At 36.6% G+C, this 25,743-nt stretch carries 29 protein-coding genes; all 29 read left to right on the forward strand.

Annotation, left to right across the window (positions count from 1 at the left end):
- Positions 1–52: 52 nt before the first annotated feature.
- The 29 genes from xerC (at position 53) to MHH73_RS09630 (ending at position 25,738) form a co-directional block, all read left to right on the forward strand.
- Positions 53–949 (forward strand): tyrosine recombinase XerC, encoded by an 897-nt coding sequence (gene xerC / locus MHH73_RS09490; RefSeq protein ID WP_191812252.1) that lies wholly within the window; start codon positions 53–55, stop codon positions 947–949.
- Between the two features lie 98 nt (positions 950–1,047).
- Positions 1,048–1,590, forward strand: a complete 543-nt coding sequence (gene hslV, locus MHH73_RS09495; protein ID WP_191812249.1) for an ATP-dependent protease subunit HslV — start codon at positions 1,048–1,050, stop codon at positions 1,588–1,590.
- A 26-nt stretch (positions 1,591–1,616) separates the two neighbouring features.
- On the forward strand, positions 1,617–3,014 hold the full coding sequence (gene hslU / locus MHH73_RS09500) for an HslU--HslV peptidase ATPase subunit (protein WP_404826081.1): 1,398 nt from the start codon (positions 1,617–1,619) through the stop codon (positions 3,012–3,014).
- 117 nt (positions 3,015–3,131) lie between these two features.
- Positions 3,132–3,911, forward strand: coding sequence for a GTP-sensing pleiotropic transcriptional regulator CodY (gene codY, locus MHH73_RS09505; RefSeq protein WP_095369536.1), 780 nt, complete (start codon positions 3,132–3,134; stop codon positions 3,909–3,911).
- Between the two features lie 423 nt (positions 3,912–4,334).
- On the forward strand, positions 4,335–4,724 hold the full coding sequence (flgB, locus tag MHH73_RS09510) for a flagellar basal body rod protein FlgB (RefSeq protein WP_191812682.1): 390 nt from the start codon (positions 4,335–4,337) through the stop codon (positions 4,722–4,724).
- A 3-nt stretch (positions 4,725–4,727) separates the two neighbouring features.
- On the forward strand, positions 4,728–5,171 hold the full coding sequence (gene flgC / locus MHH73_RS09515; RefSeq protein WP_191812244.1) for a flagellar basal body rod protein FlgC: 444 nt from the start codon (positions 4,728–4,730) through the stop codon (positions 5,169–5,171).
- A gap of 15 nt (positions 5,172–5,186) precedes the next feature.
- Complete coding sequence (gene fliE / locus MHH73_RS09520; protein WP_191812241.1) at positions 5,187–5,495, forward strand: flagellar hook-basal body complex protein FliE; 309 nt, start codon at positions 5,187–5,189, stop codon at positions 5,493–5,495.
- Positions 5,496–5,546: 51 nt separating this feature from the next.
- Complete coding sequence (gene fliF / locus MHH73_RS09525; RefSeq protein WP_191812239.1) at positions 5,547–7,145, forward strand: flagellar basal-body MS-ring/collar protein FliF; 1,599 nt, start codon at positions 5,547–5,549, stop codon at positions 7,143–7,145.
- Positions 7,127–8,173, forward strand: a complete 1,047-nt coding sequence (gene fliG, locus MHH73_RS09530) for a flagellar motor switch protein FliG (protein ID WP_191812237.1) — start codon at positions 7,127–7,129, stop codon at positions 8,171–8,173. Before fliF ends, fliG begins: the two co-directional genes overlap by 19 nt.
- On the forward strand, positions 8,166–8,933 hold the full coding sequence (gene fliH, locus MHH73_RS09535) for a flagellar assembly protein FliH (protein ID WP_191812235.1): 768 nt from the start codon (positions 8,166–8,168) through the stop codon (positions 8,931–8,933). Before fliG ends, fliH begins: the two co-directional genes overlap by 8 nt.
- The gene (gene fliI, locus MHH73_RS09540; protein WP_191812232.1) at positions 8,920–10,239 is read left to right on the forward strand and encodes a flagellar protein export ATPase FliI; all 1,320 of its coding nucleotides are present in this window, start codon (positions 8,920–8,922) and stop codon (positions 10,237–10,239) included. The genes fliH and fliI overlap by 14 nt, the downstream gene beginning before the upstream one ends.
- A gap of 3 nt (positions 10,240–10,242) precedes the next feature.
- Positions 10,243–10,686 carry a flagellar export protein FliJ gene (gene fliJ, locus MHH73_RS09545; protein WP_191812230.1) on the forward strand — a complete coding sequence of 148 codons (444 nt, stop codon included), beginning with the start codon at positions 10,243–10,245 and terminating at the stop codon, positions 10,684–10,686.
- Between the two features lie 8 nt (positions 10,687–10,694).
- Positions 10,695–11,315 carry a MotE family protein gene (locus tag MHH73_RS09550; protein WP_191812228.1) on the forward strand — a complete coding sequence of 207 codons (621 nt, stop codon included), beginning with the start codon at positions 10,695–10,697 and terminating at the stop codon, positions 11,313–11,315.
- A gap of 15 nt (positions 11,316–11,330) precedes the next feature.
- Positions 11,331–12,638, forward strand: coding sequence for a flagellar hook-length control protein FliK (locus MHH73_RS09555; RefSeq protein ID WP_191812226.1), 1,308 nt, complete (start codon positions 11,331–11,333; stop codon positions 12,636–12,638).
- Between the two features lie 12 nt (positions 12,639–12,650).
- A complete protein-coding gene (gene flgD, locus MHH73_RS09560; RefSeq protein ID WP_191812224.1) occupies positions 12,651–13,280 on the forward strand; it encodes a flagellar hook assembly protein FlgD in 630 nt (209 codons plus the stop codon).
- Positions 13,281–13,321: 41 nt separating this feature from the next.
- Entirely contained in the window at positions 13,322–14,809 is a 1,488-nt protein-coding gene (locus MHH73_RS09565) for a flagellar hook protein FlgE (protein ID WP_191812221.1), read from the forward strand.
- A gap of 44 nt (positions 14,810–14,853) precedes the next feature.
- Positions 14,854–15,078, forward strand: a complete 225-nt coding sequence (locus MHH73_RS09570; protein ID WP_191812219.1) for a flagellar FlbD family protein — start codon at positions 14,854–14,856, stop codon at positions 15,076–15,078.
- Positions 15,071–15,484, forward strand: coding sequence for a flagellar basal body-associated protein FliL (gene fliL, locus MHH73_RS09575; RefSeq protein ID WP_191812217.1), 414 nt, complete (start codon positions 15,071–15,073; stop codon positions 15,482–15,484). The genes MHH73_RS09570 and fliL overlap by 8 nt, the downstream gene beginning before the upstream one ends.
- 69 nt (positions 15,485–15,553) lie before the next feature.
- On the forward strand, positions 15,554–16,549 hold the full coding sequence (gene fliM / locus MHH73_RS09580; RefSeq protein ID WP_191812215.1) for a flagellar motor switch protein FliM: 996 nt from the start codon (positions 15,554–15,556) through the stop codon (positions 16,547–16,549).
- A complete protein-coding gene (fliY, locus tag MHH73_RS09585) occupies positions 16,542–17,756 on the forward strand; it encodes a flagellar motor switch phosphatase FliY (RefSeq protein ID WP_191812213.1) in 1,215 nt (404 codons plus the stop codon). The genes fliM and fliY overlap by 8 nt, the downstream gene beginning before the upstream one ends.
- A gap of 17 nt (positions 17,757–17,773) precedes the next feature.
- Positions 17,774–18,139, forward strand: coding sequence for a response regulator (locus tag MHH73_RS09590; RefSeq protein WP_191812211.1), 366 nt, complete (start codon positions 17,774–17,776; stop codon positions 18,137–18,139).
- 20 nt (positions 18,140–18,159) lie between these two features.
- Complete coding sequence (locus tag MHH73_RS09595; protein ID WP_191812209.1) at positions 18,160–18,837, forward strand: flagellar biosynthetic protein FliO; 678 nt, start codon at positions 18,160–18,162, stop codon at positions 18,835–18,837.
- Positions 18,830–19,495, forward strand: a complete 666-nt coding sequence (gene fliP, locus MHH73_RS09600) for a flagellar type III secretion system pore protein FliP (RefSeq protein ID WP_095369518.1) — start codon at positions 18,830–18,832, stop codon at positions 19,493–19,495. The genes MHH73_RS09595 and fliP overlap by 8 nt, the downstream gene beginning before the upstream one ends.
- A gap of 19 nt (positions 19,496–19,514) precedes the next feature.
- The gene (gene fliQ / locus MHH73_RS09605) at positions 19,515–19,784 is read left to right on the forward strand and encodes a flagellar biosynthesis protein FliQ (protein ID WP_191812207.1); all 270 of its coding nucleotides are present in this window, start codon (positions 19,515–19,517) and stop codon (positions 19,782–19,784) included.
- A 7-nt stretch (positions 19,785–19,791) separates the two neighbouring features.
- Positions 19,792–20,568, forward strand: coding sequence for a flagellar biosynthetic protein FliR (fliR, locus tag MHH73_RS09610; protein ID WP_191812205.1), 777 nt, complete (start codon positions 19,792–19,794; stop codon positions 20,566–20,568).
- 3 nt (positions 20,569–20,571) lie between these two features.
- On the forward strand, positions 20,572–21,657 hold the full coding sequence (gene flhB / locus MHH73_RS09615) for a flagellar biosynthesis protein FlhB (RefSeq protein WP_191812202.1): 1,086 nt from the start codon (positions 20,572–20,574) through the stop codon (positions 21,655–21,657).
- A gap of 73 nt (positions 21,658–21,730) precedes the next feature.
- Positions 21,731–23,761 carry a flagellar biosynthesis protein FlhA gene (flhA, locus tag MHH73_RS09620; protein WP_191812200.1) on the forward strand — a complete coding sequence of 677 codons (2,031 nt, stop codon included), beginning with the start codon at positions 21,731–21,733 and terminating at the stop codon, positions 23,759–23,761.
- Complete coding sequence (flhF, locus tag MHH73_RS09625) at positions 23,761–24,873, forward strand: flagellar biosynthesis protein FlhF (protein ID WP_341066399.1); 1,113 nt, start codon at positions 23,761–23,763, stop codon at positions 24,871–24,873. Before flhA ends, flhF begins: the two co-directional genes overlap by 1 nt.
- Positions 24,866–25,738: a MinD/ParA family protein gene (locus MHH73_RS09630; RefSeq protein WP_191812195.1), complete on the forward strand. Its 873-nt coding sequence runs from the start codon at positions 24,866–24,868 to the stop codon at positions 25,736–25,738. The genes flhF and MHH73_RS09630 overlap by 8 nt, the downstream gene beginning before the upstream one ends.
- Positions 25,739–25,743: the final 5 nt, after the last annotated feature.

The raw sequence follows: 25,743 nt of genomic DNA on the forward strand, positions 1-25,743 counted from the left end.
GGTCGCTTAAATATGATAGTATGATGAAGCCCTTGTGAGGTGAGTACAAAAAATGAGCGAAAATGTGAACATTTCTTTAAAGTTATTTATCGAATATTTACAAATTGAAAAGAATTATTCACAATATACAATTGAGCATTATCAGACGGATATAAAAGGATTTTTTATGTTCATGGCTGAACAAGGTTTGAAAAAGTTAAATGATGTCGAATATATGGATGTTCGATTATTTCTCACAAAACTTTATCAAGATGGTTTAGCTCGAAAGACAATTGCTCGTAAAATTTCCTGCTTAAGAAGCTTTTTTAAGTTATTGGTACGAGAAGGTATAGTTAACGATAATCCTTTCCAATTAACATCCATCCCAAAAGGAGACAAAAGACTACCGCAGTTTTTTTATGAAGAAGAGATGGAACAGCTCTTTAATAGTGTAGAAGTTGATACAGCACTTGGACAAAGAAATTTGGCGATTTTAGAAGTGATGTATGCAACAGGCATAAGGGTAGCTGAATGTGCTTCTATACAACTGGGTGATATTGATATGGATATTTCCGTTATCCTTATTCATGGAAAAGGGAGAAAAGATCGATACATACCATTCGGAAGTTTTGCTCACGATGCTCTTTTTAAATATTGTCATGATGGGCGTTTGAAACTCCAAAAAGAGAAGAGCAACCATTTATTTTTAAACCACCGTGGTGGCGCACTAACTGACCGCGGTATAAGAGGTATATTAAATAAATTGATTGAAAAGTCGTCTCTAGAAGGTGGCATCCATCCCCATAAGATTAGGCATTCATTTGCTACACATTTAATGTCAAATGGGGCTGATATGAGAACAGTTCAAGAGCTTTTAGGTCATGCTTTTCTTTCATCAACGCAAATTTACACACATGTTACACCTGATTACTTGAAAAAGACATATAATCAGTATCATCCTAGAGCATAGATTTTAAAGAAGTTTAACTATATGATGGATAAACGAAAAGTCATACTCATATATAGTCTATAGTGGATTATTAACATACTCCAAAAGGAGGAATAAACATGTCACAATTTCATGCAACAACAATTTTTGCAGTACAACATAATGGCGAATATGCAATGGCTGGAGATGGACAGGTTACATTTGGTGAGTCGGTTGTCATGAAGCATACTGCAAGAAAAGTAAGAAAGCTAGCAAATGGCAAAGTGATTGCCGGATTTGCGGGGTCTGTTGCCGACGCATTTACTTTATTCGAGAAGTTCGAAGGTAAGCTTGAAGAATACAATGGTAATTTGCAGAGAGCGGCTGTGGAGCTTGCTAAGGAGTGGAGAAGTGATAAAGTTCTGCGGAAACTTGAAGCGCTTCTAATTGTTATGAATAAAGACGGTTTATTGCTCGTATCAGGAACAGGTGAAGTCATTGAACCTGACGATGGTGTGCTAGCAATCGGTTCAGGTGGTAACTATGCATTAGCAGCAGGTCGCTCTTTAAAGAGATTTGCAGGTGAACATTTAACAGCTCGGGAAATTGCAAAAGCTTCGCTTGAAATGGCTGCAGAAATTTGTGTATATACTAACCACAATATTGTTGTGGAAGAACTGTAAAACAAAGGAGTGCTAAAATGGTTAAAATGACAAGTTTAACACCCCGTCAAATTGTCGAAAGACTAGACCAGTTCATAATCGGTCAAAAAAATGCCAAGAAAGCTGTAGCAGTTGCATTAAGAAATAGATATCGTAGAAGCCTACTACATGAAGAGCTTCGTGATGAAGTAAGTCCTAAGAATATTTTAATGATTGGACCAACAGGAGTAGGTAAAACTGAGATTGCAAGAAGGATTGCGAAATTAGTTGGTGCTCCATTTGTTAAAGTTGAGGCGACGAAATTCACTGAAGTTGGTTATGTGGGTAGAGATGTAGAATCTATGGTTAGAGATTTAGTTGAGACATCTGTACGACTTGTGAAAGAAGAAAAGGTAGCAAGTGTGCAAGAAATAGCAGAGAAAAATGCTAATCGCCGAATTGTCGAATTGCTCGTACCTAGTAATAAAAAGTCCGCCAATTATAAGAACCCTTTAGAAATGTTTTTTGGTGGTGGGAATGATCAACAAGAGAGCGATCAAGAGCAACAAGATGATCAATCAATTCAGCAAAAGCGTAAAGTAGTTAAAACAAAGCTTGAAAATTTAGAGCTAGAAGATGAAATCATCACTGTTGAAATAGAAGAGCAGCAACCGTCTATGTTTGATATGCTCCAAGGTTCGGGTATGGAACAAATGGGGATGAATATGCAAGATGCACTTGGTGGATTAATGCCAAAGAAAAAGAAGAAGCGAAAACTTACAGTAAGCGAAGCTAGAAAAGTGTTAACGAACGAAGAAGCACAAAAGCTTATTGATATGGATGAAGTAGGTTCTGAAGCCATCTATAGAGCAGAACAATCTGGTATGATTTTTATCGATGAAATTGATAAAATCGCAAGTAAAAATTCAGGAGGTTCCTCAGCGGATGTTTCCCGAGAGGGTGTGCAAAGGGATATTCTTCCTGTCGTCGAAGGGTCAACTGTTGTAACGAAATACGGGACAGTTAAAACTGATCATGTATTATTCATTGCAGCTGGGGCATTCCATACCGCTAAACCGTCTGATCTAATACCTGAATTACAAGGGCGTTTCCCGATTAGAGTCGAATTGACAAAATTAACTGTGGATGATTTTGTGAAAATATTAGTTGAGCCTGATAATGCCTTAATCAAACAATATCAAGCATTATTGGAAACAGAAGGTATACAAATTGAATTTTCTGACGATGCTATACGTAGGATTGCAGAATTTGCTTATGATGTAAATCAAAATACCGATAATATTGGAGCAAGACGATTGCAGACGATTATGGAAAAAATGCTTGAGGACCTTTCGTTTGAAGCGCCTGAGGTAACATTGGAGAAAATTGTGATTACGCCACAATATGTAGAAGAAAAGCTCGGGGAAATTTCTAAGAATAAAGATTTAAGTCAATTTATTTTATAATCCTTATTTGATGAAATTTCATTGTACTCCTAATCAAGCAAATCTTAGCAAAAAAATAAAGTAATGAAACATTCAAGGGATTGAAATAATGTTCCAAAGTTATAGGAGGAAAAATCAATGAATTTATTAAAAAAATCAAGAACAATTAATGCAATGCTGCAAAAGGCTGCTGGTAAGCCAGTTAACTTTAAAGAAATGGCAGAAACTTTAAGTGTTGTTATCGAAGCAAATATCTACGTCGTAAGCCGTAGAGGTAAACTATTAGGATATGCTGCGAACCAACAAATCGAAAATGAGCGCATGAAGAAAATGCTAGAAGATCGTCAGTTCCCAGAAGAGTACACTAAAAACTTATTTAACATTCAAGAGACATCATCTAATCTAGATGTGAATAGTGAATATACTGCATTCCCTATTGAAAACAAGGAGTTATTTGGCGCTGGATTAACGACAATTGTTCCTATTATTGGTGGAGGAGAACGTTTAGGTACACTTATTCTTGCAAGAGTGGAAGATGCTTTTGAAGATGATGATTTAGTTTTAGCTGAATACGGTGCTACTGTAGTTGGTATGGAAATTCTTCGTGAAAAAGCAGAAGAAATTGAAGAAGAAGCTAGAAGTAAAGCAGTTGTACAAATGGCAATTAGCTCTTTATCTTACAGTGAGCTAGAAGCAATTGAACATATCTTTGAAGAGTTGGACGGAAAAGAAGGCTTATTAGTTGCTTCAAAGATTGCCGATAGAGTAGGAATCACTCGTTCTGTTATCGTTAATGCACTTAGAAAATTAGAAAGTGCTGGCGTAATTGAATCAAGATCATTAGGAATGAAAGGTACTTATATTAAAGTATTGAACGATAAATTCCTTTTCGAATTAGAAAAATTAAAATCTAACTAAGATGTAAATTAAAGACCCTTTAAAATAACACGGAGACGCAGTTGTGCGTTACCGTGTTATTTTTATGATGTCAAATTTTCTAATATTACAACTTTATTACGAACGAAATAATATAGTAATAACGAATGAAGTAGAACTTTACACCTATTTTTTCAAAAAATACTCACTTATAGTTCATTATACCTATAATAGAAAAAATATAAAAGTTGGATTAAACCGATATTTAATAGTATTTATAAATAGTGCAGAAAAATAGAGCGTATTTTTACCTAGTGAGGAAAATGTCGAAAATAGGACAAAAGAATTATTAAAAATACGTTCTAGGTCATGGACTTATTATTTCATATTCTTTACAATGATGATAGATGAAATGTTTAGTAAGTGCTAATTGGAGAGAATTTTGGAAAAAACGAGGTGAAGTTTGTGAAAGTCTTCTCACAATCCATGTCGATTATTGAAAACGCAATTCAACAAACATCGACAAAACAAAAGGTGATCTCGCAAAATATCGCGAATGTTGACACCCCAGGATATAAAGCGAAAGATGTAAGTTTTAAATCTGCATTTAAATCCGCGATATCTAACGTGAATACATATAAAACGGATGAAAGGCATTTTGATATTACGCCATCTAATTTAGGTACCACAGTTTTTACGAAGAAAAATGTAACGTATAACGAAAGTGGTAATAGTGTAGATATGGATCAAGAAATGTCAGAGCTTGCAGCAAATCAAATTCAATACAATGCATTGGTTGATCGCATGAGCAGTAAATTTAATGGACTTGAAAACGTAATTAAGGGAGGCAGATAATCGATGACTATCTTTCGTAGTTTGGATACAACAGCTTCAGCACTGACAGCGCAAAGGTTAAGGATGGATGTCATCTCTTCAAATATGGCCAATGCTGATTCTACTCGTAGCGTGACTGGAGAAGATCCTTATAGAAGAAAATCTGTCGTGCTTCAACCGAAAGATAACGGCTTTTCATCATTTTTACAAACGGCAATAAATGAAAAAAGTCAAACGGGTAATGGTGTAAAGGTAACGAGAATTGTTGAAGATGAAACGCCTTTTGAACTCGTCTATCAGCCATCTCATCCTGATGCTAACGAAGAAGGGTATGTAGAAATGCCAAATGTGGACCCATTAAGAGAGATGGTAGATTTGATGAGTGCAACACGTTCATATGAAGCAAACGTCACTGTATTTAATGCAAATAAGAATATGCTATTGAAGGCATTGGAAATTGGTAAATAAGAAGGAGACTAAGAGATGAATATTAATAGCTTTTCTCCCGTCGTACATACAAATAGTCCGAATAATGATCAAAACGTAAGAGAGGTTACACCAAGTGATGCGCATAATAGCTTTGCTTCGGCTTTGAAAAATGCAATTGATAGTGTAAATGAAAGTCAAATATCATCGGATGAAATGACGACAAAACTTGCTACGGGTCAGGATGTTGACCTCCATGACGTAATGATCACCGCGCAAAAAGCGAGTGTATCGATGTCTTTAACACTAGAAGTTCGTAACAAAGCAGTTGAAGCATATCAAGAGATGATGAGAATGCAAGTGTAAAACGCGTATTCTCGTCTGATGACTAACCAAGGACCATCGGGGGATTTTTAGATGAAAGATTCTTTGCAAGCATATGGTACAAAGGTGAAAACATTCTGGGATGCGAAAACAAAGGGGCAAAAGGCTCTAATTATCGGTGCTCCGTTATTATTAATCATTGGTATTAGTATGATTGTTTTTCTTTCGTCCAGAACCACCTTAGTTCCACTATATAGTAACCTGACACCCTCAGAAACAGGCAGTATAAAGGAAAATTTAGATGCTAAGGGGATTAAGTCAGAAATCGTTGAAGGTGGTACAGCTATTAAAGTACCAGAAGAACAAGTAGATAGCCTAATGGTAGAGCTAGCTGCGGAGGGTATTCCAGATAGTGGTAATATTGATTATTCATTTTTTAGTCAAAATGCTGGAATCGGCATGACGGAAAATGAATTTGATGTGATGAAGCTTGATGCGATGCAGTCTGAATTAGCAGAGTTAATGAAAGGTATTGACGGTATTAACAACGCTAAAGTTATGATAAACATGCCTGAATCGGGTGTGTTTTTAAATGAAACAGAGGAACAAGCATCAGCGTCTATCGTGTTAAACACGGATCCAGGCTATAAATTTGAAAATCAACAAATCCAAGCGCTCTATCATCTAGTGTCTAAAAGTGTACCTAATTTACCTACTGATAATATCGTCATAACTAATCAAAACTTTGAGTACTACGATTTAAAAAATAGCGAAGATTTTTCGACAGGTTCTCAATTTGCCGTACAACATGAAATTAAAAAAGAAATCGAAAAGGATATCCAACGTCAAGTACAAACGATGCTAGCTACATTAATGGGTCAAGAAAAAGTAGTGGTATCTGTTACAGCAGATGTCGATTTTACACAAGAGAATAGAGAAGAAAATCTTGTCGAACCAGTAGATGAAGAGAATATGGCAGGCATAGCCATTAGTGCGCAAAAACTAACAGAAACCTTCACAGGTAATGGAGATACAGAAGGGGGCATCCCACAAAGTGAAGATGGTGCAGATGCACTTGGCTCTTCTTATGTTGAAGGTTCAAATAGTAACGGCGATTATGAAAAAATAGAAGAAACAATTAATAATGAAGTAAACAGAATAAGAAAAGAAATCGTTGAAAGTCCATATAAGGTAAGGGATTTGGGCATTCAAGTAATGGTGGAACCACCTGATGCGAATAATCCAAATTCATTGCCACAAGATCGGATTAATGATATTACGCAAATCTTATCAACCATCATCCGTACATCCATCGATAAAGACACATTGAATGAAACGTTAACTGATGAAGAGCTACAAAATAAAATTGCTGTCTCCGTGCAAGAGTTCAATGGAAAAGTTGAATTTCCAAATGAAGAAACAGCAACGATTCCTTGGTGGATCTATTTGGTTGTCGGATTATTATTATTAGTGATTATATTATTGCTATGGTTATTTTTACGTAATAAAAAAGAGAAAGAAGAAGAGATTGTAGAGTATGAAGTGGAAGAGCAATTAAATGATTCTTTACCCGATGTACATCAGGTAAAGGAAACAGAGGCAAGCATCCGAATCAAGCAATTAGAGAAGCTAGCTAAAGAGAAACCGGAAGACTTTGCCAAGCTCCTAAGAACATGGATTACGGAAGATTAGGAGGCCAGTCAAGCGTGAAAAGGGAGAAGAAAAATCTTTCAGGACGGCAAAAAGCAGCCATTTTATTAATATCTTTAGGTCCAGATATTGCTTCTAATGTCTATAAACATTTAAGTGAAGAAGAAATTGAAAAGTTGACTTTAGAAATATCCGGTGTAAGAAAAGTAGACAATGAGGCAAAAGAAGAAGTGCTAGATGAATTTCATCAAATCGCGCTTGCTCAAGATTACATTGCTCAAGGTGGTATCGGATACGCAAAGACAGTGCTCGAAAAGGCATTAGGAAACGAGCAAGCAACAGCGATAATCAATCGTTTAACTTCCTCGCTTCAAGTGAGACCATTCGATTTTGCCAGAAAAGCTGACCCAACACAAATATTGAATTTTATTCAGAATGAACATCCGCAAACCATTGCGTTAATTCTTTCCTATTTAGAGCCACAGCAGGCTGGGCAAATACTGTCGGAATTACCTCAAAATACGCAAGCTGATATTGCTAGAAGAATCGCAGTGATGGATGGCACTTCTCCTGAAATTATTAATGAGGTTGAACAGATTTTAGAAAGAAAGCTGTCCGCTACTGTTACGCAAGATTATACGCAAACTGGTGGAGTTGAGTCTGTAGTAGAAGTGCTCAATGGAGTGGATCGCTCAACTGAGCGTACGATTCTTGATGCGTTAGAAATTCAGGATCCAGATTTAGCTGAAGAAATAAAGAAAAGAATGTTTGTATTTGAGGATATTGTTACGCTTGATAATAAAGCGATTCAACGAGTGATAAGAGATTGTGCAAGTGAAGATCTCATGCTTTCTTTGAAAGTGTCTAGTGAAGAAGTAAAAGAGATTATTTATAAAAATATGTCACAGCGTACTGTTGATACATTTAAAGAGGAAATGGAATTTTTAGGACCAGTTCGACTTCGAGAAGTCGAAGAAGCGCAATCAAGAATTGTCGCAATTGTACGTAGACTGGAAGAAGCTGGGGAGATCATCGTCGCAAGAGGCGGAGGGGATGATATTATTGTCTAGGTTATTTAAACATTCCTCTCACGATTACTTAAGTGAAGAGGAGAAAATAACAATCTCTATCCGGCCGATGTTTAAACAATCAGAGGATCATCCATCTCCGCAGCTATCTGACTATTATGATCAGGTGATTAGTGAGGCAGAGAAGAAGGCGGAGGAAATTATCCATTCAGCAAATGAGCAAGCTGATCGCATATATCAAACTGTTCAAGAAGAAAAGGAAAAGGCAAAAGAAGAACAAGAGGCGGCACGTAAAGACGCATATGAGAAAGGTTATCTCGCCGGGATGAGTAAGGGTAAGGAAGATGGATTAAACACTTATACCTCTAGGTTAGCAGAAGCAAAAGAGATGATTAATGCAGCAAAAACTGATTATGAAGAAACGATTCAGTCAGCAGACCGAGCGATATTAATGATTAGTATGAAAGTAGCAGAGAAAATCATTGCAACGGAATTAACTCATCATATTGAGCACTATCAATCATATGTAAAAAACGCATTAAAAGAAGCAAAGCATTACAAAAACATTAAACTAATTGTTCATCCTGATAAATATATAGAGTTATTAAGCTATAAGGATGAACTAAAGGCAATGTTACCAGTTGAAGCTGGCCTGTATATCCTTCCTGATGAAGAACTTTCTGTAGTAGATTGTGTGATTGACTCAGATAATGGGCGAATTGATGCCACATGTAAGAGTCAAATAGATGAGATCAAAGAAAAACTGTCAGAATGGTTGGAGACCCATCATGAACTTGGATAAGTTATTAGAGGAAATTCATGTTGTAGATAGTTTCAAAAAATACGGAAGAGTCAAGAGAGTTGTTGGCCTAATGATTGAATCTCAAGGGCCGGTTAGTTCGATTGGTGATGTTTGCTATATTCATGTCCAAAGTAAGAAGAGTAGGAAAATACGTGCAGAAGTGGTCGGCTTTAAAGATGAGAATATTATTCTGATGCCCTATACAACGGTTACTGATATATCACCGGGGAGCTTAGTAGAAACAACAGGCAAACCGTTAGAAATTAAAGTTGGGACTTCCCTTGTAGGAAATGTCCTTGATTCCCTGGGAAAACCATTAGACGGGTCTCAACTTCCAAAAGGATTAAGAGAGGTGCCAACAGAACAAGACCCCCCGAATCCTCTATTGAGACCACCTATTAGCGAACCTATTGAGGTAGGCGTTCGGTTGATTGATAGTTTACTAACAGTTGGTAATGGCCAAAGAGTCGGAATTTTTGCGGGTAGTGGGGTTGGTAAAAGCACCCTACTCGGAATGATTGCCAGAAATACAAAAGCAGACATTAATGTTATCGCTTTAATTGGTGAAAGAGGAAGGGAAGTCCGTGAGTTTATCGAGAGAGATCTTGGCCCTGAAGGATTAAAGCGTTCAATTGTCATAGTAGCTACTTCTGATCAACCGCCATTAATGAGAATAAAAGGCGCCTATACAGCGACAGCCATTGCTGAATACTTTCGGAGCAAAGGCATGAACGTGATGATGCTAATGGACTCTGTTACTCGAGTAGCGATGGCGCAAAGGGAAATAGGTTTAGCAATTGGCGAACCGCCAACAACAAAAGGGTATACGCCATCAGTTTTTTCAGTTTTACCTAAACTGCTAGAGAGAACTGGCACCTCCAAAGAGGGGTCTATCACTGCTTTTTATACAGTGCTCGTTGATGGTGATGATATGAATGAACCGATTGCAGATACAGTGAGAGGTATATTGGACGGTCATTATGTGTTAGATAGGGAACTTGCTAATAAGGGACAATATCCTGCTGTAGATGTACTAAAAAGCATAAGTCGTGTAATGAATCAAATTAGTAGTAAAAAGCATATGAAAGCAGCTGAGAGCTTAAGAGAATCACTTAGTACTTATAGGCAATCAGAGGATTTAATTAATATCGGGGCATATAAAAAAGGCTCTTCACAAGAAATAGATCGAGCGATTACTTTATATCCACAAATTTTAAATTTTCTTAAGCAACAAACGGATGAAAAAGTGACGATTGAAGCTGGAATTGAACAACTATTTACGCTAGTTGGAGAAGGAGCACAGTAACAGATGTCTTTTAAATATAAGTTCGAGAAAATTATGCATGTAAAAGAACGAGAAAAAGATGAAGCTTTGGATATTTATAATCAAGCGACGAGACGTTTTGAAGAAGCTGCGACCAAGCTATATGAATTGCTTAAGAAAAAAGAAAATCTAGATCAAATGCAATCTGAAAGACTAGTTAGTGGATTACAAGTAGTGGAAATGCGTTATCAGCAACAGTTTATTTCGAATTTAGAAAAGACAATAGACCATTATCAAAAAAGAGTAATGAATGCCCGTACACAAATGTACTATTATCAAGAAAAGCTTGCAGAAAAAATGACAGAGTTTAAGAAATATGAAGTCATGAAAAATAAGAAGAAGATGCAATACCTATCAGAAATGAAGAGATTAGAAAATATTGAAATGGATGATATTTCAATCCAGCAATTTATCCATAAAGAACTTTAGGTGATAAGATGGAAAGTCACAAAGAGAAAAAGTCTAGACCGGTTATTAAAATATTTATGATCATTGCCACCACTTTAATTGGCCTTATCGCAATTGGATTATTAATCCTAACGGTTAGTGGATATAACATTTTTGAAGTGACGAAAAAGTATAGTCAAAATATTCCTGTTCTATCTAGCCTTTTTGAAGAAGATCAAACAGAAATGATGCAAACAATGGAAAATAGACTGATTGAACTAGAGGCAGAAGTAAATGACCGTGAGGCAAGAATTGAGCAATTGCAAAATCAAGTAGAAAGTAAAGACAATGAATTAAATAAAGCAAGCCAAGAAAAAACACGATTAGAGAATAGGGTAGACGAATTAGTTTTAATGAAAGAAGAGAATAAACGGGCGTTTAGTGACATTATTAAAACTTATGAAGAAATGGCGGCTAAAAAAGCTGCGCCTATTTTATCTAATATGAATGAAGAAGAAGCGGTGCGAATCCTGGCAGAGGTAAAACCTGAAGTACTTGCTGAAATATTGGCAAAAATGGAACCAACAAAGGCTGCTTCATTTACAAGCCTGGTAACAGCGTCTGTAGAAAATACTTCTACCACAGATGACGATGAGCAAGCCGCTGAATAAAGAGGGAGATGTTTCATGGAACTCATGTCACTGTTACCGATAAGTCATAATTATCAATCTACTAAAGCAGAACCAGCTAATGACAAGATAGGTAAAGGCGATTTTGCTCAGTTTTTAGGAAGTGTTGTATCAACTGAGGACACAGTCACTCCTAATAGCGGCGACACGAAAGATACAGTTACAAATCAAGATGATTTGCTATCTCTTCTCGAGGTAGTAGAGTGGGATGATTTGCCGGAAGAATGGCAAGCGTTTATGTACATCGATTTACGAGATGAAACGCTTGTTGTAGAACGGGCTAGTCAGTTATTAAACATGGAAGAAGAACAAATGGAACTGGTCTTTGCTCATATCCAAGCATTGTTGACAAAGCAAGCTGATATGGCTGAAGGTTTACATACGACAGAAGCTAGAGAGCATTTTCTATCAAAGTTCATTTCAGCTGTAGAAGGTGGACGGACGCAGACACAAACAACTGACCTCATCACTCAAAATAAAGCCGTCTTTCAAATGTTAAAGCTTGTGCAAATGATGAATCAACAAACGGAACCATCGCCATTTAGTCAACAACAATTAGCTGATCTCATAGGCGACATCGTGAAAATACTAGAAAAAGAAGCGGTAATACAGATACCTCAATCCATTTCGTTAAAAGGCCAAGGGACAAAACTTTCAACACAACAGTTGATGAAAGACTTACCACAAAGCATGACGTTAATAAATGGTGAGCAAAAGCAAATGGAAGCAGAAGTAGATATACAAGCAACTATGAGTAAACGAATAGAGGATCAAAATCCGGATATAAAGTCTGTGCAACTTTCTGCAAATCCGGTTGCTACCACTAAAAACGATACTTTGCAGTTACCTATTTTACAAAATGGTAAACCAATTCCTGCAGAACAACAAATAAAACAGTTTGAGAATATCTTATCTCGTGCGAAATTTACCACTGTGAATGGGATACAGAAACTGAGCATACAACTCACACCAGAACATTTAGGCACATTAAAGATAGAAATTGTCCAAAAAGATCAAATGATGATTGCTAGAATTATTGCGAGTACACATGCAGCCAAAGAGGCATTTGAATCTAGCGCACAATCTCTCAGACAAGCATTTCATACACAAAATATCAATGTCGATAAGATCGAAATTTATCAAACTTCACTAGAACAAAAGCAAGCAGAGGAATCGTTCAATCAAAGAGAGAAGAACCAATCGAACCAAAATGGTCATGGTCATAATGAAAAAAATGAACAAGACACAGATACGATCTCTTTTTTCGATGAATTAGAAGCAGAATTATTAAATCTAAAGGTTTAGGTGGTACGTTTTATGACAAACAGTATTGATTCTTCTTTATTGCTATCACAATCACAAACAACGAATAAAAATAATAGCAATACATTAGGCAAAGATGATTTCTTGAAATTATTAATGGTTCAACTTCAAAATCAAGACCCAACAAGCCCGATGGATGATAAAGAATTCATATCACAAATGGCTCAGTTTTCTTCTTTAGAACAAATGACTAATTTGACAACAAGTATGGAAGAAATGATCAACATTCAAGAGCAGAACCAATTACTATCTTATTCTCATTTTGTAGGTAAAGAGATTACTTGGCATAAATTAAATAGTAGTGAGGATAATGTGGAAGTGGAGCAAGGGACTGGAAAGGTTGCTTCCATACAGTTTAAAGATTCTACTGTCACATTTATTCTTGAAGATGGCACGCAATTATCACCAAGTAATATTTCTGAACTAAATCAGCCAACGATTGATGAGAATACATTAGTACAATCTAGTTTATTAATCGGCAAAGAAATTACTTATCAGGATGATCAAGGCGAAAATCAAATAGCTAAAGTAGAGTCAGTATCCTTTAAAGATGGACAAACCTATTTTCATATTTCAGGGTCTGAAAAATTAATTACACCACAGCAAATTACGAAAATTGAATAAAAGAAAAATGATAGATGTAATGATTTAAAGGAGGAATTGCAATGTTACGCTCAATGTATTCAGGGATTAGTGGAATGAAGAATTTTCAAACAAAATTAGATGTAATTGGTAATAATATCGCCAATGTTAATACAGCCGGTTTTAAGAAAAGTAGAGTTACATTTAAAGATGCAATGAATCAAATGGTAGCCGGTCCATCTTCACCGACAGAATTACGTGGAGGGCGAAATGCAACACAAGTTGGGCTAGGGTCGACTTTGGCTACTATCGATGTTATTCACTCTGGATCGAGTATGCAAACAACCGGTAGAGCATTGGATTTAGGTATTGAGGGAGACGGTTATTTTATCGTTCAGCAAGGTGGCGCACAGTATTATACGCGTGCAGGTAATTTTTATTTGGATGATGATGGCAGTCTAGTGAATAGTGAGGGTTTAAAGGTACAGGCATATAATAATAACGGTGTATTAGGTGATGTAGTTGTAAATGTGAATGCCACCCTACCTTCAGTGACAACAGAATCAATCACAGTGCAAGGAAATCTAGCAAAAGATGCGAATATTGGAACGGTATTCAATCAACAAATAAAAACAATTGATAGTAATGGCAATGCCCATGCGTCAACGGTTTACTTTAAAAAGATGGGCGATAATAGCTGGGGTGTCTTTTTTAATGAAGAACCAAAACCATCTTCTGTTGGCACGATCACAAGTTCAAATGAAGAAGCTGGTAATATTAGCGTGAAAAATCCTGAGGGTTACAAGGGGACAGGATCAGGGACATGGACTGTGGCATTGGAAAGCGATGTATATACTATTTCAACTCCTGATGGTGATGTCACTGTAAATGCTTCTGCTGTAGAGAATGGCGTATTATCCGCCCATGGCTTACAAATTGATGTATCAAATGTGAAAGAAACTGGTTCCTGGACTTTTGAGGTAACCCCACCATCGCAACCTGAAGATAATCTTACATTAAGTTTTGATGCAAATGGACAAATCATTGGTGCTGATGCTTTAAAAGAAGGCATTAGAATACCAGTTCCTTCCGGTGTAACAGATAATATGGCAACGGGTGAAGATGAAAGTCAATTATTAGTTAATCTTGATTTTTCTGCACTTACACAAGTAGAAGGAGCATCAAATGCGAATGTATTCCCTGATGGTTATACGGAAGGGAAACTGGAAAGCTTCAATATAGGTGCTTCTGGTGAAATTAATGGTGTCTATTCAAATGGACTGATTGAAATTCTTGGAACGATTGCTTTAGCCAAATTTAGCAATAGCTCAGGGTTAACAAAAGCAGGTAATAACCTTTATCAAGCTTCTGCCAACTCAGGGGTGGCTAATATTGGTGTGGCAGGTGATGGAAGAGGCAGCTTAGCAGCAGGATCACTTGAAATGTCTAATGTCGATTTATCAGAAGAATTTACTGAAATGATTACTGCACAAAGAGGCTTTCAAGCAAATACAAGAATTATTACGACATCTGATGAGATTCTTCAAGAGCTCGTTAACTTGAAACGTTAAAAAGGGGAGGTTTAGGTAAGCTTGGGTTTGCCTATTACAATAAATTGATAAAATTATCGAGATTAAATGGTCAATCGTTTATGTTAAATGCATTTTATATCGAAACAGTCGAATCGTTTCCTGATACGACAATCACACTTACCAATGGTAAAAAGTATGTGGTGAAGGAAAATGAATTAGAAGTAGTGAAAAGTATTCAGCAGTTCTACCAGGCTGTTGGTATGATCAAAGCTCATTCTATGTGGGAGGAGAACGGTGAAGATGAATAAAAAATGGCTCATCGTTGGAATTCTGGCATTGTTACTGGTAATTAGTGGTTCGTTATTTTACTTTACGGATGTAATTGCTAAGGATGCAAATGAGTCTTCTATTGATGATATTCTTGAACGTACTGTTTCTATTGACGAGATTACGACAAATCTAGCAAGTGACGATTATATTCGGATATCTTTTACTATTCAAGTGGAGAGTAAAAAGGCGAAAGAAGAGTTAGAGAAAAGAGATTTCCAAGTAAAGAATTTAATGATTCAAGAGTTATCAGAAATGCAAGCAGATGATTTAAGAGGTAAAGAGGGTCAACTATTATTACAGAAAAGTTTAACTGAAAAAATAAATGACCTGATGGAAACGGGCAAAATTGAAAAAATCTATATTACTGAATCAATCCTCCAATAACATAATTGCTGTCAGATTACTCATCTTTTAAAAATAAGAGTTTATTTCAAAGATATGGAGGTGACTTTTTTGCCAGGAGAAGTTTTATCGCAAAGTGAAATAGATGCGCTTTTATCAGCCCTTTCAACTGGAGAAATGGACGCTGATCAACTGAAAAAGGAACAGAGTGAGCGCAAAATTAAAACATATGATTTTAAACGTGCTCTTAGGTTCTCTAAAGATCAAATTAGAAGCATAACAAGGATTCATGAAAATTTTGCTCGGTTATTAACAACGTACTTTTCAGCACAATTAAGAACTTATGTGCAAATTTCAGTGACATCTACAGATCAAATTCCGTATGAAGAGTTTATTAGCTCTATTCCTAAAATGACAATTCTTAATGTTTTCGATGTTCCACCACTTGATGGGAAACTATTGATCGAAGTTAATCCGAATATCGCATACGCATTAATGGATCGCATGATGGGTGGGAAAGGGTCTAGCTTAAATAAAGTAGAAAACCTAACAGAAATAGAAACAAAAATTATGTCTAATACGTTTTCGAAAGCTTTCCTTCTCTTGAAAGAGGCTTGGAGTAATGTAATAGACATCGAGCCCAGTTATGCAGATTTTGAAGTCAATCCTCAATTCTTGCAGATGGTTTCACCTAATGAAACAGTTGTCGTGATTTCTCTCAATGCCACAATAGGTGAGGCGAGTGGCATGATTAACATTTGTATCCCGCATGTGGCATTAGAGGCCATTATGCCGAAATTATCAGTAAGATATTGGATTGAATCAGATGTGAAAAACAGAGAGCCTGAAGAGATAGAACGATTAACAAAGAATATTGAGATGGCCAGTATTCCCGTTGTATGTGAATTAGGATCGACGGATATTAGTATTGAAGATTTCTTAGATTTATCAATTGGTGATGTGATTGAGTTGGATCAAGGCATTCACGAACCGATGCAGATTAAAGTTGGCGAAATTCCAAAATTCACAGGACAACCTGGGAAAGTCCATAAAAAAATGGCTGTACAAATTTTGGATTTTGTGAAAGGAGAAGAAGAATATGAGTAATGATATGCTTTCACAAGATGAAATTGATGCATTATTAAAAGGAACGGGAGACGAGAATGAAACATTTTTTCGTTCTGTTCCAGAAGAGCAAGACAAAGGGCAAGAATTAACTCTTATTGAACAAGATGCTCTTGGAGAAATAGGAAATATTTCCTTTGGTAGTTCGACGACAGCTTTGTCTACATTATTAAATCAGAAGGTAGAAATAACGACCCCTTCTGTTTCTGTTATCGAATATGACAAATTAATTGAAGAATTCCCACATCCTTATGTTGCTATTAAGGTGAATTATACAGAGGGCTTCAAGGGAACGAATATTCTCGTCATTAATCAACATGATGCATCGATCATTGCAGATTTGATGCTTGGTGGCGATGGAAGTCAACCATCAGCAGACATGGGAGATATTCATTTAAGTGCGGTGCAAGAAGCAATGAATCAAATGATGGGTTCGGCTGCTACTTCAATGTCCACTATTTTTGGAAAGAGGGTGGATATATCTCCTCCGACAATTGATTTACTTAATTTAACAACAGGTGAAGGAGCAGAAACCATCCCTAGGGAAGATCCTCTAGTGAAAATCTCTTTTCGTATTATCATTGGTCAATTAATTGATTCTCATATTATGCAAGTATTACCTTATCACTTTGCAAAAAGTTTAGTGAAGGAGTTATTACAAACTACAGCTGAAGAACAAAGTGACAAGGAAATTGAGGAGCAAGAAGTAAATGATGTACAACCGCAAGAGATTTCACAGATGCAAGAGAGACGCCCATCTTTATCAATGAGTGATATGTCTCATAGCGCCACTGAAAACGGTGATACATATAGTCAGCCTAATTATTATCAACAACCCACTGAGTCCATGCGAAAACAAACGGAACAGGCGCAGATTCAACCGGCCAACTTTTTAGATTTTGGTTCTCAACAACCAGCTGAAAAGCAAACGAATAATTTGGATATGCTCTTAGATATACCATTGCAGCTAACAGTCGAACTAGGACGTACCAAAAGGTCTGTAAGAGAAATTTTAGATATGACACAAGGGTCAATTATTGAATTAGACAAATTGGCTGGCGAACCAGTAGATATATTAATAAATAGTAGATTAATAGCCAAAGGTGAAGTGGTTGTAATAGATGAAAACTTCGGTGTAAGGGTCACTTCAATAATCAGTCAACAAGATCGTCTTAAAAAGTTAAGGTAATCAAGGAGGAAGAGAAAATGTCTCAAAAAATATTAATTGTCGATGATGCAGCTTTTATGAGAATGATGATTAAGGATATATTGGTGAAAAATGGTTTTGAGGTTGTAGGTGAGGCAGCAGATGGTGTACAAGCCGTGGAAAAGTACAAAGAAACAATGCCAGACTTAGTTACAATGGATATTACCATGCCGGAAATGGACGGGATCACCGCATTAAAGGAAATCAAAAAAATTAATAGTCAAGCTAAGATTATTATGTGTTCTGCTATGGGGCAGCAGGCGATGGTAATCGATGCGATTCAAGCAGGTGCGAAAGATTTTATTGTTAAACCATTTCAAGCAGATAGGGTTATCGAGGCGATTTCAAAAACATTGAATCAATAAGCCGTAAGAAGTGAGATGTAATGAACATGTATAAACAAGTAATAGGAAGAATATGTCTACTAACCATTTCCTGCTTATTTTTGACGCAGTTACTCATTGTGACTGCGTCAGCTGAATCTAGAAGTGTAGAAGAAATGGTGAATGATGAGGAGAAATCCGCAGAGACCAATGAGGTTGAACAAGATATAGACTCAGAAGAAATTACAGCAGACACTACCGATGTCGGTTTAAGTGCTTGGGATTTTATTAAGATGATTTTTGCTACAGTGTTTGTTGTAGCGTTGTTATATGGATTGTTAAAGTTCGTTAATAAAAAAAGCCGCTCTTATAAATCAACCAATGTCGTTAATCACCTCGGGGGGACTGCCTTAGGTCAAAACCGCTCGGTGCAAGTCGTCAAAATAGGTGAAAAAGTGTATATACTAGGCGTTGGTGAAAATGTACAACTCATCAGTGAGGTCGCTGATAAAGAAGAGCGGGAGACTTTATTAAAACATTATGAAGAACAAGGTGAGCAGTCGTTGCCAGCAAGACAGTTTCTTACTCAACCTTTCAAGATAATGAAGAAGTCGGAAAGTGAACAAGTTAAGAACCAATCTTTCCAAGATATTCTTAGTAAACAACTGGCAGATATGAAAAAAACACGTTCCGATCAACTTGATAAGGTGAAGAAGAAAGGTAATCACGAACATGAATGAAGTAATGGAGATATTTAATAACAGTTCACCTGATAATATTTCAACATCTATTAAACTGTTACTAATGTTAACTGTACTTTCCTTAGCGCCAAGTATTTTAATATTAATGACATGCTTTACGCGTATCGTGATTGTTCTCTCCTTCGTTAGGACGGCATTAGCTACTCAATCTATGCCTCCCAATCAAGTGATAATTGGACTTGCCTTATTTTTAACTTTTTTTGTGATGGCGCCTACTTTTCATGAGGTTAATGAACAAGCATTATCACCCCTTTTCAATGAAGAAATTGATCTAGAGGAAGCATATGATCGAGCTTCCCTTCCCTTTAAAGAGTTTATGAGTGCTCATACGAGAGAAAAGGATCTACAGTTATTTCTAGATTATTCAGGAGCTGAAAAGCCTACTTCTATCGAGGAGATTCCATTAACAGCACTAGTGCCGGCATTTGCTATTAGTGAAATTAAAACAGCCTTCCAAATTGGTTTTATGATTTTTATTCCATTTCTAGTGATTGATATGGTCGTGGCAAGTGTATTAATGTCGATGGGAATGATGATGCTTCCACCTGTAATGATCTCATTACCTTTTAAGATTTTATTGTTCGTATTAGTTGATGGTTGGTATTTAGTAGTGAAATCACTACTACAAAGTTTTTAAGTAAGGGAATGTTAGGGAAATGACTTCGGAAACCGTAATTTCAATTGCAGAGCAGGGGATAATGGCGGTACTAATTGTATGCGGACCATTATTATTACTTGCTTTAGTGGTCGGCTTAATTGTAAGTATCTTTCAAGCAACAACACAAATCCAAGAACAGACGCTAGCATTTGTTCCTAAAATTGTCGCTGTATTAGTTGGAATAGTCGTCTTTGGGCCATGGATGTTAAATTATATGGTTAGCTATACAAATGATATTCTTTCTAATTTAACAAGGTATATAGGTTAAAGTTATTATGGAAGAATTATTCAACTATTTTCCAAGTTTCCTATTAGTATTTGTAAGAATTACCTCCTTTTTTGTAATGATGCCGATTTTTTCATATAGGAATGTTCCAAATACAATGAAAGTAGGGCTTGGTTTTTTTATTGCCTGGATTATGGTATTTACACTTGATTTACCATTACTCGAAATAGACAATATGTATATTTTCCTAATTCTTAAAGAAGCATTGGTTGGATTGTTTATCGGCTTTCTTGCTTATTTATTATTATCGGCGATTCAAACAGCAGGTGGCTTTATCGACTTTCAAATGGGTTTTGCCTTGGCGAATGTCATCGATCCACAAACTGGTGCACAAAGTCCGCTTACGGGTCAATATTTATACATTATCTCACTTCTATTTCTATTATCGGTCAATGGTCATCATTTATTATTAGACGGTATCTTCTATAGCTATCAATATGTGCCACTCGATCAACCGTGGATTGCATTTGGAGATGCTAGTATGGCTGAATACATGGTGAAAGCTTTTAGTAGAATGTTTGTTATTGCCTTTCAAATGGCTATTCCCGTTGTCAGCTGTTTATTTCTTGTCGATGTTGCATTAGGGATTCTCGCTCGAACTTTCCCACAGCTAAACGTCTTTGTTGTCGGGTTACCGTTGAAAATAGGTGTTAGCTACATCATTTTATTTATTGTGATGGGTGTGATGATGTTAGTTGTATCAAAACTGTTTGAAGAAATGTTGTATTTTTTACGAGGCATGATGAACTTGATGGGAGGGGCATAAAAAATGTTTCTCACACTCGATTTACAACTTTTTGCTGGGGAAAAGACAGAGAAAGCAACACCGAAAAAGAAACAAGACAGTCGTAAGAAGGGGCAAGTTGCAAAGAGCCAAGATGTAACTACCGCTATTATGTTACTAGCTGTTTTTACTTTCTTCTTCTTTGCCGCAGATTTTCTGCAAACTTCCATCATCACAATGCTTGAGCATTCTTTTAATGAATATTTATTACTCGATGTAACGGAAGCATCCGTTTTTAAGATTTTATTGGATGTCTTAAAAGAACTGGTGATGATTGTTGGTCCAATTATGGTTGTTGCCCTGATCGCAGGAATCATTGTTAATTATATTCAAGTTGGCGTGTTATTTACGACAAAACCAGTTGAACCGAAGCTTGAGAAGTTAGACCCGATTAAAGGCTTCAAGAGAATTTTTTCCCTCCGCGCCATTGTTGAAATGTTAAAATCGATTCTTAAAATTAGTATAATTGGCGTCGTTGTTTTTTCTATTTTATGGTTAAGAATTGACGAGATTCTCATTCTTTCGCAAAAAACAATAGGGGCTGCAATGAAAACAGTCATAGATTTAACCATTCAAATGGGGATATTTGCTTCGTTAGCATTATTGGTTCTAGCAATATTAGATTATTTATACCAAAAATATGATTATGAAAAGAATTTACGGATGTCAAAGCAAGATATAAAAGATGAACATAAAAATTCTGAGGGAGACCCTTTAATTAAATCAAAAATTAAACAAAGGCAGAGGGAGATGGCGACAAGAAGAATGATGCAAGAAGTGCCAAAAGCAGATGTCATCATTACCAATCCTACTCACTATGCTATCTGTTTGAAGTATGATGAGTCTAAAGCAGACGCACCAATTCTTACAGCTAAAGGGGTCGACCATGTCGCCCAAAAAATAAAATTAATCGCTAATGAACATAAAGTAATCATGGTAGAGAATAGACCGCTTGCTAGAGGTCTTTATGATCAAGTTGATATTGGCGAGAGTATACCTGAAGAGTTTTTTAAAGCGGTTGCTGAAGTATTAGCTTACGTATACAAAGTGAAAAACCAATTGGAGAAATGATAACTATTAAAAATAACCATCTATCATAAGATGGAGAGATAGATTGTTTTATATATCGTTAGGAGAGAATCAGATGGCTGTAAAAGATTTATCGGTGTTGTTGAGCGTTATTTTAATTGTTGCTATGCTCATCATTCCTTTCCCCCATTGGCTATTAAGTATTTTAATTATCATTAATATGGCGCTCGCACTTATGGTTTTACTCATGGCCATGAGTATGAAGGAAGCACTAGAATTTTCTATATTTCCATCGCTTGTTCTTTTAATGACTTTATTTCGCATCGGGCTGAATGTCTCTACGATGCGTGCCATCCTTTCCGAAGGTGATGCGGGGAAAGTTGTTGAGACGTTTGGTTCCTTTGTTACTGGAGGTAACGTAATCGTCGGTTTAGTTGTGTTCATCATTCTTGTTATTGTTCAGTTTATTGTAATTACAAAAGGGACTGAGCGAGTGTCAGAGGTTGCAGCAAGATTTACTTTGGATGCAATGCCGGGAAAACAAATGAGTATTGATGCAGATTTAAATGCAGGGATGATCTCTGAACAAGAGGCTAGAAATCGTCGTGAAAAAATCGGGCGTGAAGCAGATTTCTATGGAGCGATGGATGGTGCGAGTAAATTTGTAAAAGGCGATGCAATTGCGTCAATTATTATTACCTTAATTAATCTAATCGTTGGAATAATCATTGGTGTCACACAATTAGGTTTACCTATAGGAGAGGCTGCCACTCATTTTTCTATGTTAACAATTGGTGATGGATTAGTGAGCCAAATACCCGCTCTTCTCATGTCTACTGCGACTGGGTTAGTTGTCACTAGGTCAGCTTCAGAGGGAAATATCGGATCAGATATCACTGGGCAATTATTCTCTTATCCTAAAATGCTCTATATTGCCGGCGCGACTATTCTTTTCTTAGGTGTGTTTACACCGATTGGCTTGTTATTAACACTTCCTATTGCAGGCTTGTTAATAGCTGGTGGGTATTTTATTTCTAAAACACCAGCACCTGACAAGGAACAATTACAAGAAATCGAAGAAGAAGTGCAAACGGATGAAATGAAAAGTCCTGAGAGTGTGATTAATCTATTAAATGTTGACCCGATAGAATTTGAATTTGGCTACGGGCTTATCCCACTCGCAGATGCGAATCAAGGTGGCGATTTACTTGATCGAATCGTGATGATTAGAAGGCAATTAGCCATAGAATTAGGGATTATTATCCCCGTCGTTCGCATTAGAGATAATATTCAATTACAACCAAACGAGTATCGTCTCAAAATTAAAGGGAATGTAATGGCCAAAGGGGAGCTCTTGTTAGATCATTATTTAGCCATGAGTCCAGGTGTCGAGGAAGATTCTATCGAAGGAATTGACACAATAGAACCTTCATTTGGTTTACCAGCTAAATGGATTAATGAAGACACGAAAGAGCAAGCTGAGATTTACGGTTATACGGTTGTTGATCCCCCTTCAGTTGTGTCCACTCATTTAACTGAAGTGATTAAAAATAATGCCCATGAGTTAATTGGTCGTCAAGAAACGAAGCAATTAATCGATCATTTAAAATCAAGTTATCCCATTCTGGTTGAAGAAGTTACACCGACGCCTTTAACAACGGGAGATATTCAAAAAGTACTGGCGAAATTACTTAGAGAAAACATCTCTATTAAGAACCTACCAGTGATATTTGAGAGTTTAGCAGATACTGTTCGATCGACAACTGATACAGATTTATTAACGGAGTATGTTCGCCAATCACTCGCTAGGCAAATCACCGATCAATTTCATGAAGGTGAATCGTTAAAAGTGATCACTTTATCTGGAAAAGTTGAGAAGATTATTGCTGATGGCATTCAACAAACAGAACAGGGGCGTTTTTTATCGGTAGATCCGACGCAAACACAAACGATTTTAGAGTCACTGGCAAACCAAATCGAACAAAGTTCTATGTTGAATCATTCACCAGTGGTCTTATGTTCACCTGCTGTTCGATTATATGTAAGACAATTGACAGAAAGGTATTTTCCGCAAGTACCTATTCTCTCTTACAATGAGATAGAAGCTAATGCAGAAGTACAAAGCGTTGGAGTGGTGAATCTATAATGAAAGTGAAAAAGTTTACTGTTAATACAATGGCAGAAGGGTTAGAGAGGATACGTAAAGATTTAGGGCCAGATGCCATGATTTTACAGACGAAAAAAACGAAAAAAGCAACGGGATTTCTCGGTCTGTTTAAAAAGGAGCAACTAGAGATTATGGCAGGTTTCGACCCTGATGTGAAACAGCAGGCATCTGATCCGCAAACTCCTTCAGGTGAGATAGAGAATATGCAACAAATTATTACGCAATTGAAAGAAGTAAAAGGACTCATCAAAGAAAAGCGAGACGATTTACATATTCAAGCTGAAACCATGCCGACAGATGTTAAACGAATGATTGAACGATTACACAATATGGAATTACCGCCATTCCTTATAAATGAGATGACAGATCATCTATTAGCCAGATGGTATAAAGAATCAGAGCAATTACGTGATAGCAAGGTGACAGAATGGATAGAAGAATATCTAAATAGTAAACTCACAGGTCTTTCATTTGGTGGTATTACTTATAACAATCAATTAATTAAACTTATAGGTCCAACAGGAGTTGGGAAAACAACTACAATTGCTAAATTGGCTGCTGAAGCGGTATTAAAGCATAAAAAACAGGTGGCATTTATTACAACTGATACGTATCGTATTGCTGCTATTGAGCAACTAAGGACATATGCCAATATTTTTCATGCACCTATAGAAGTTTGCTATTCTGCCGAAGATTATCAACAAGCAGTAGAGAAGTTTGCTCACTATGATGTGATATTCATAGATACAGCAGGAAGGAATTATCGACTTGAGGAAAATATAAAGGAGCTTTCCTCTGTAACAAAAACCACTGATTTCCCAACAGAGACGTTCCTAGTGCTGTCACTTACTGCAAAAGTAGAAGATATGAAAGAGATATATGAGCAATTTATCGGAATGGACATTGACCGTTTCCTATTTACTAAAATGGATGAAACGAGCAGCCTTCATGCAGTAGGAGAGATGGTATTTCATTATCAAAAAGGGATTGCTTATATGACAAATGGACAAGAAGTACCTGAAGACCTGCAAGAGATGACAAAGGAGAATTTTTTAGATATCGTTCTCAAAAAGGATTCGGCTCATGTATGATCAGGCGTCTAAACTACGTGATCAATTAAAGAATAATCAACCCTTTATCGCTTCAGAAGGTCGTGTCATCTCTGTGATTAGTGGCAAAGGCGGTGTGGGGAAGTCAAATATATCCTTGAATCTATCCCTTTTATTGAAAGAGCGAAAGAAGACAGTCTTGTTAATTGACATGGATATAGGTATGGGAAATCAAGATATTCTTATCGGTCGTTCTTTTCCGTTTACTTTAGCTGATTATTTTAATGGAAAGCGCTCATTCAATGAGTTAATAGAAAAAGGTCCATTAGGGATTGATATGATTGCCGGTGGTTCAGGACTATCAAATATGTTGCAACTGGATAAACAAAAGGTGAATAACTTCCTCGATGATTTAAGTTTCATTTTAAGGACATATGATTTCATTATTTTAGATATGGGTGCAGGGATGAGCTTCGAAGCCGTTTCATTTATATCATCTTCTAAAGAAGTGATTGTTGTTACAACGCCGGAGCCTCCAGCTATAATGGATGCTTACGGTGCGATAAAACAAATTGCCAAAAATCAGTCGGATGTTCATTTTTCAATGATTATGAATCGCGTCGATGATTTACAGCAAGCTCGTGAAGCATTCCAGCGGGTTTCGGCAGTAGTTAAGAAATTTCTACAATTGGAAATCGTATACTTGGGCTCTGTGTTAGAAGATAAAAAAGTGAAAAAAGCTGTTCAACACCAAGTGCCCTTTGTCCAATTGGATCGAGAAGGACAAGCTGCCAAGCAATTAGCACTTATTACTTCTCAATTATTAAATGAAATAGAAAGAGTAGAACAAGGAAACAGTACATCTTTTATCCAGCGTTTAAAACATTTGCTTTTAAGTAGGGGGTGATTGGG

The organism is Cytobacillus sp. FSL K6-0265 (assembly GCF_038003465.1).
Lineage (GTDB): Bacteria > Bacillota > Bacilli > Bacillales > Cytobacillaceae > Cytobacillus > Cytobacillus stercorigallinarum.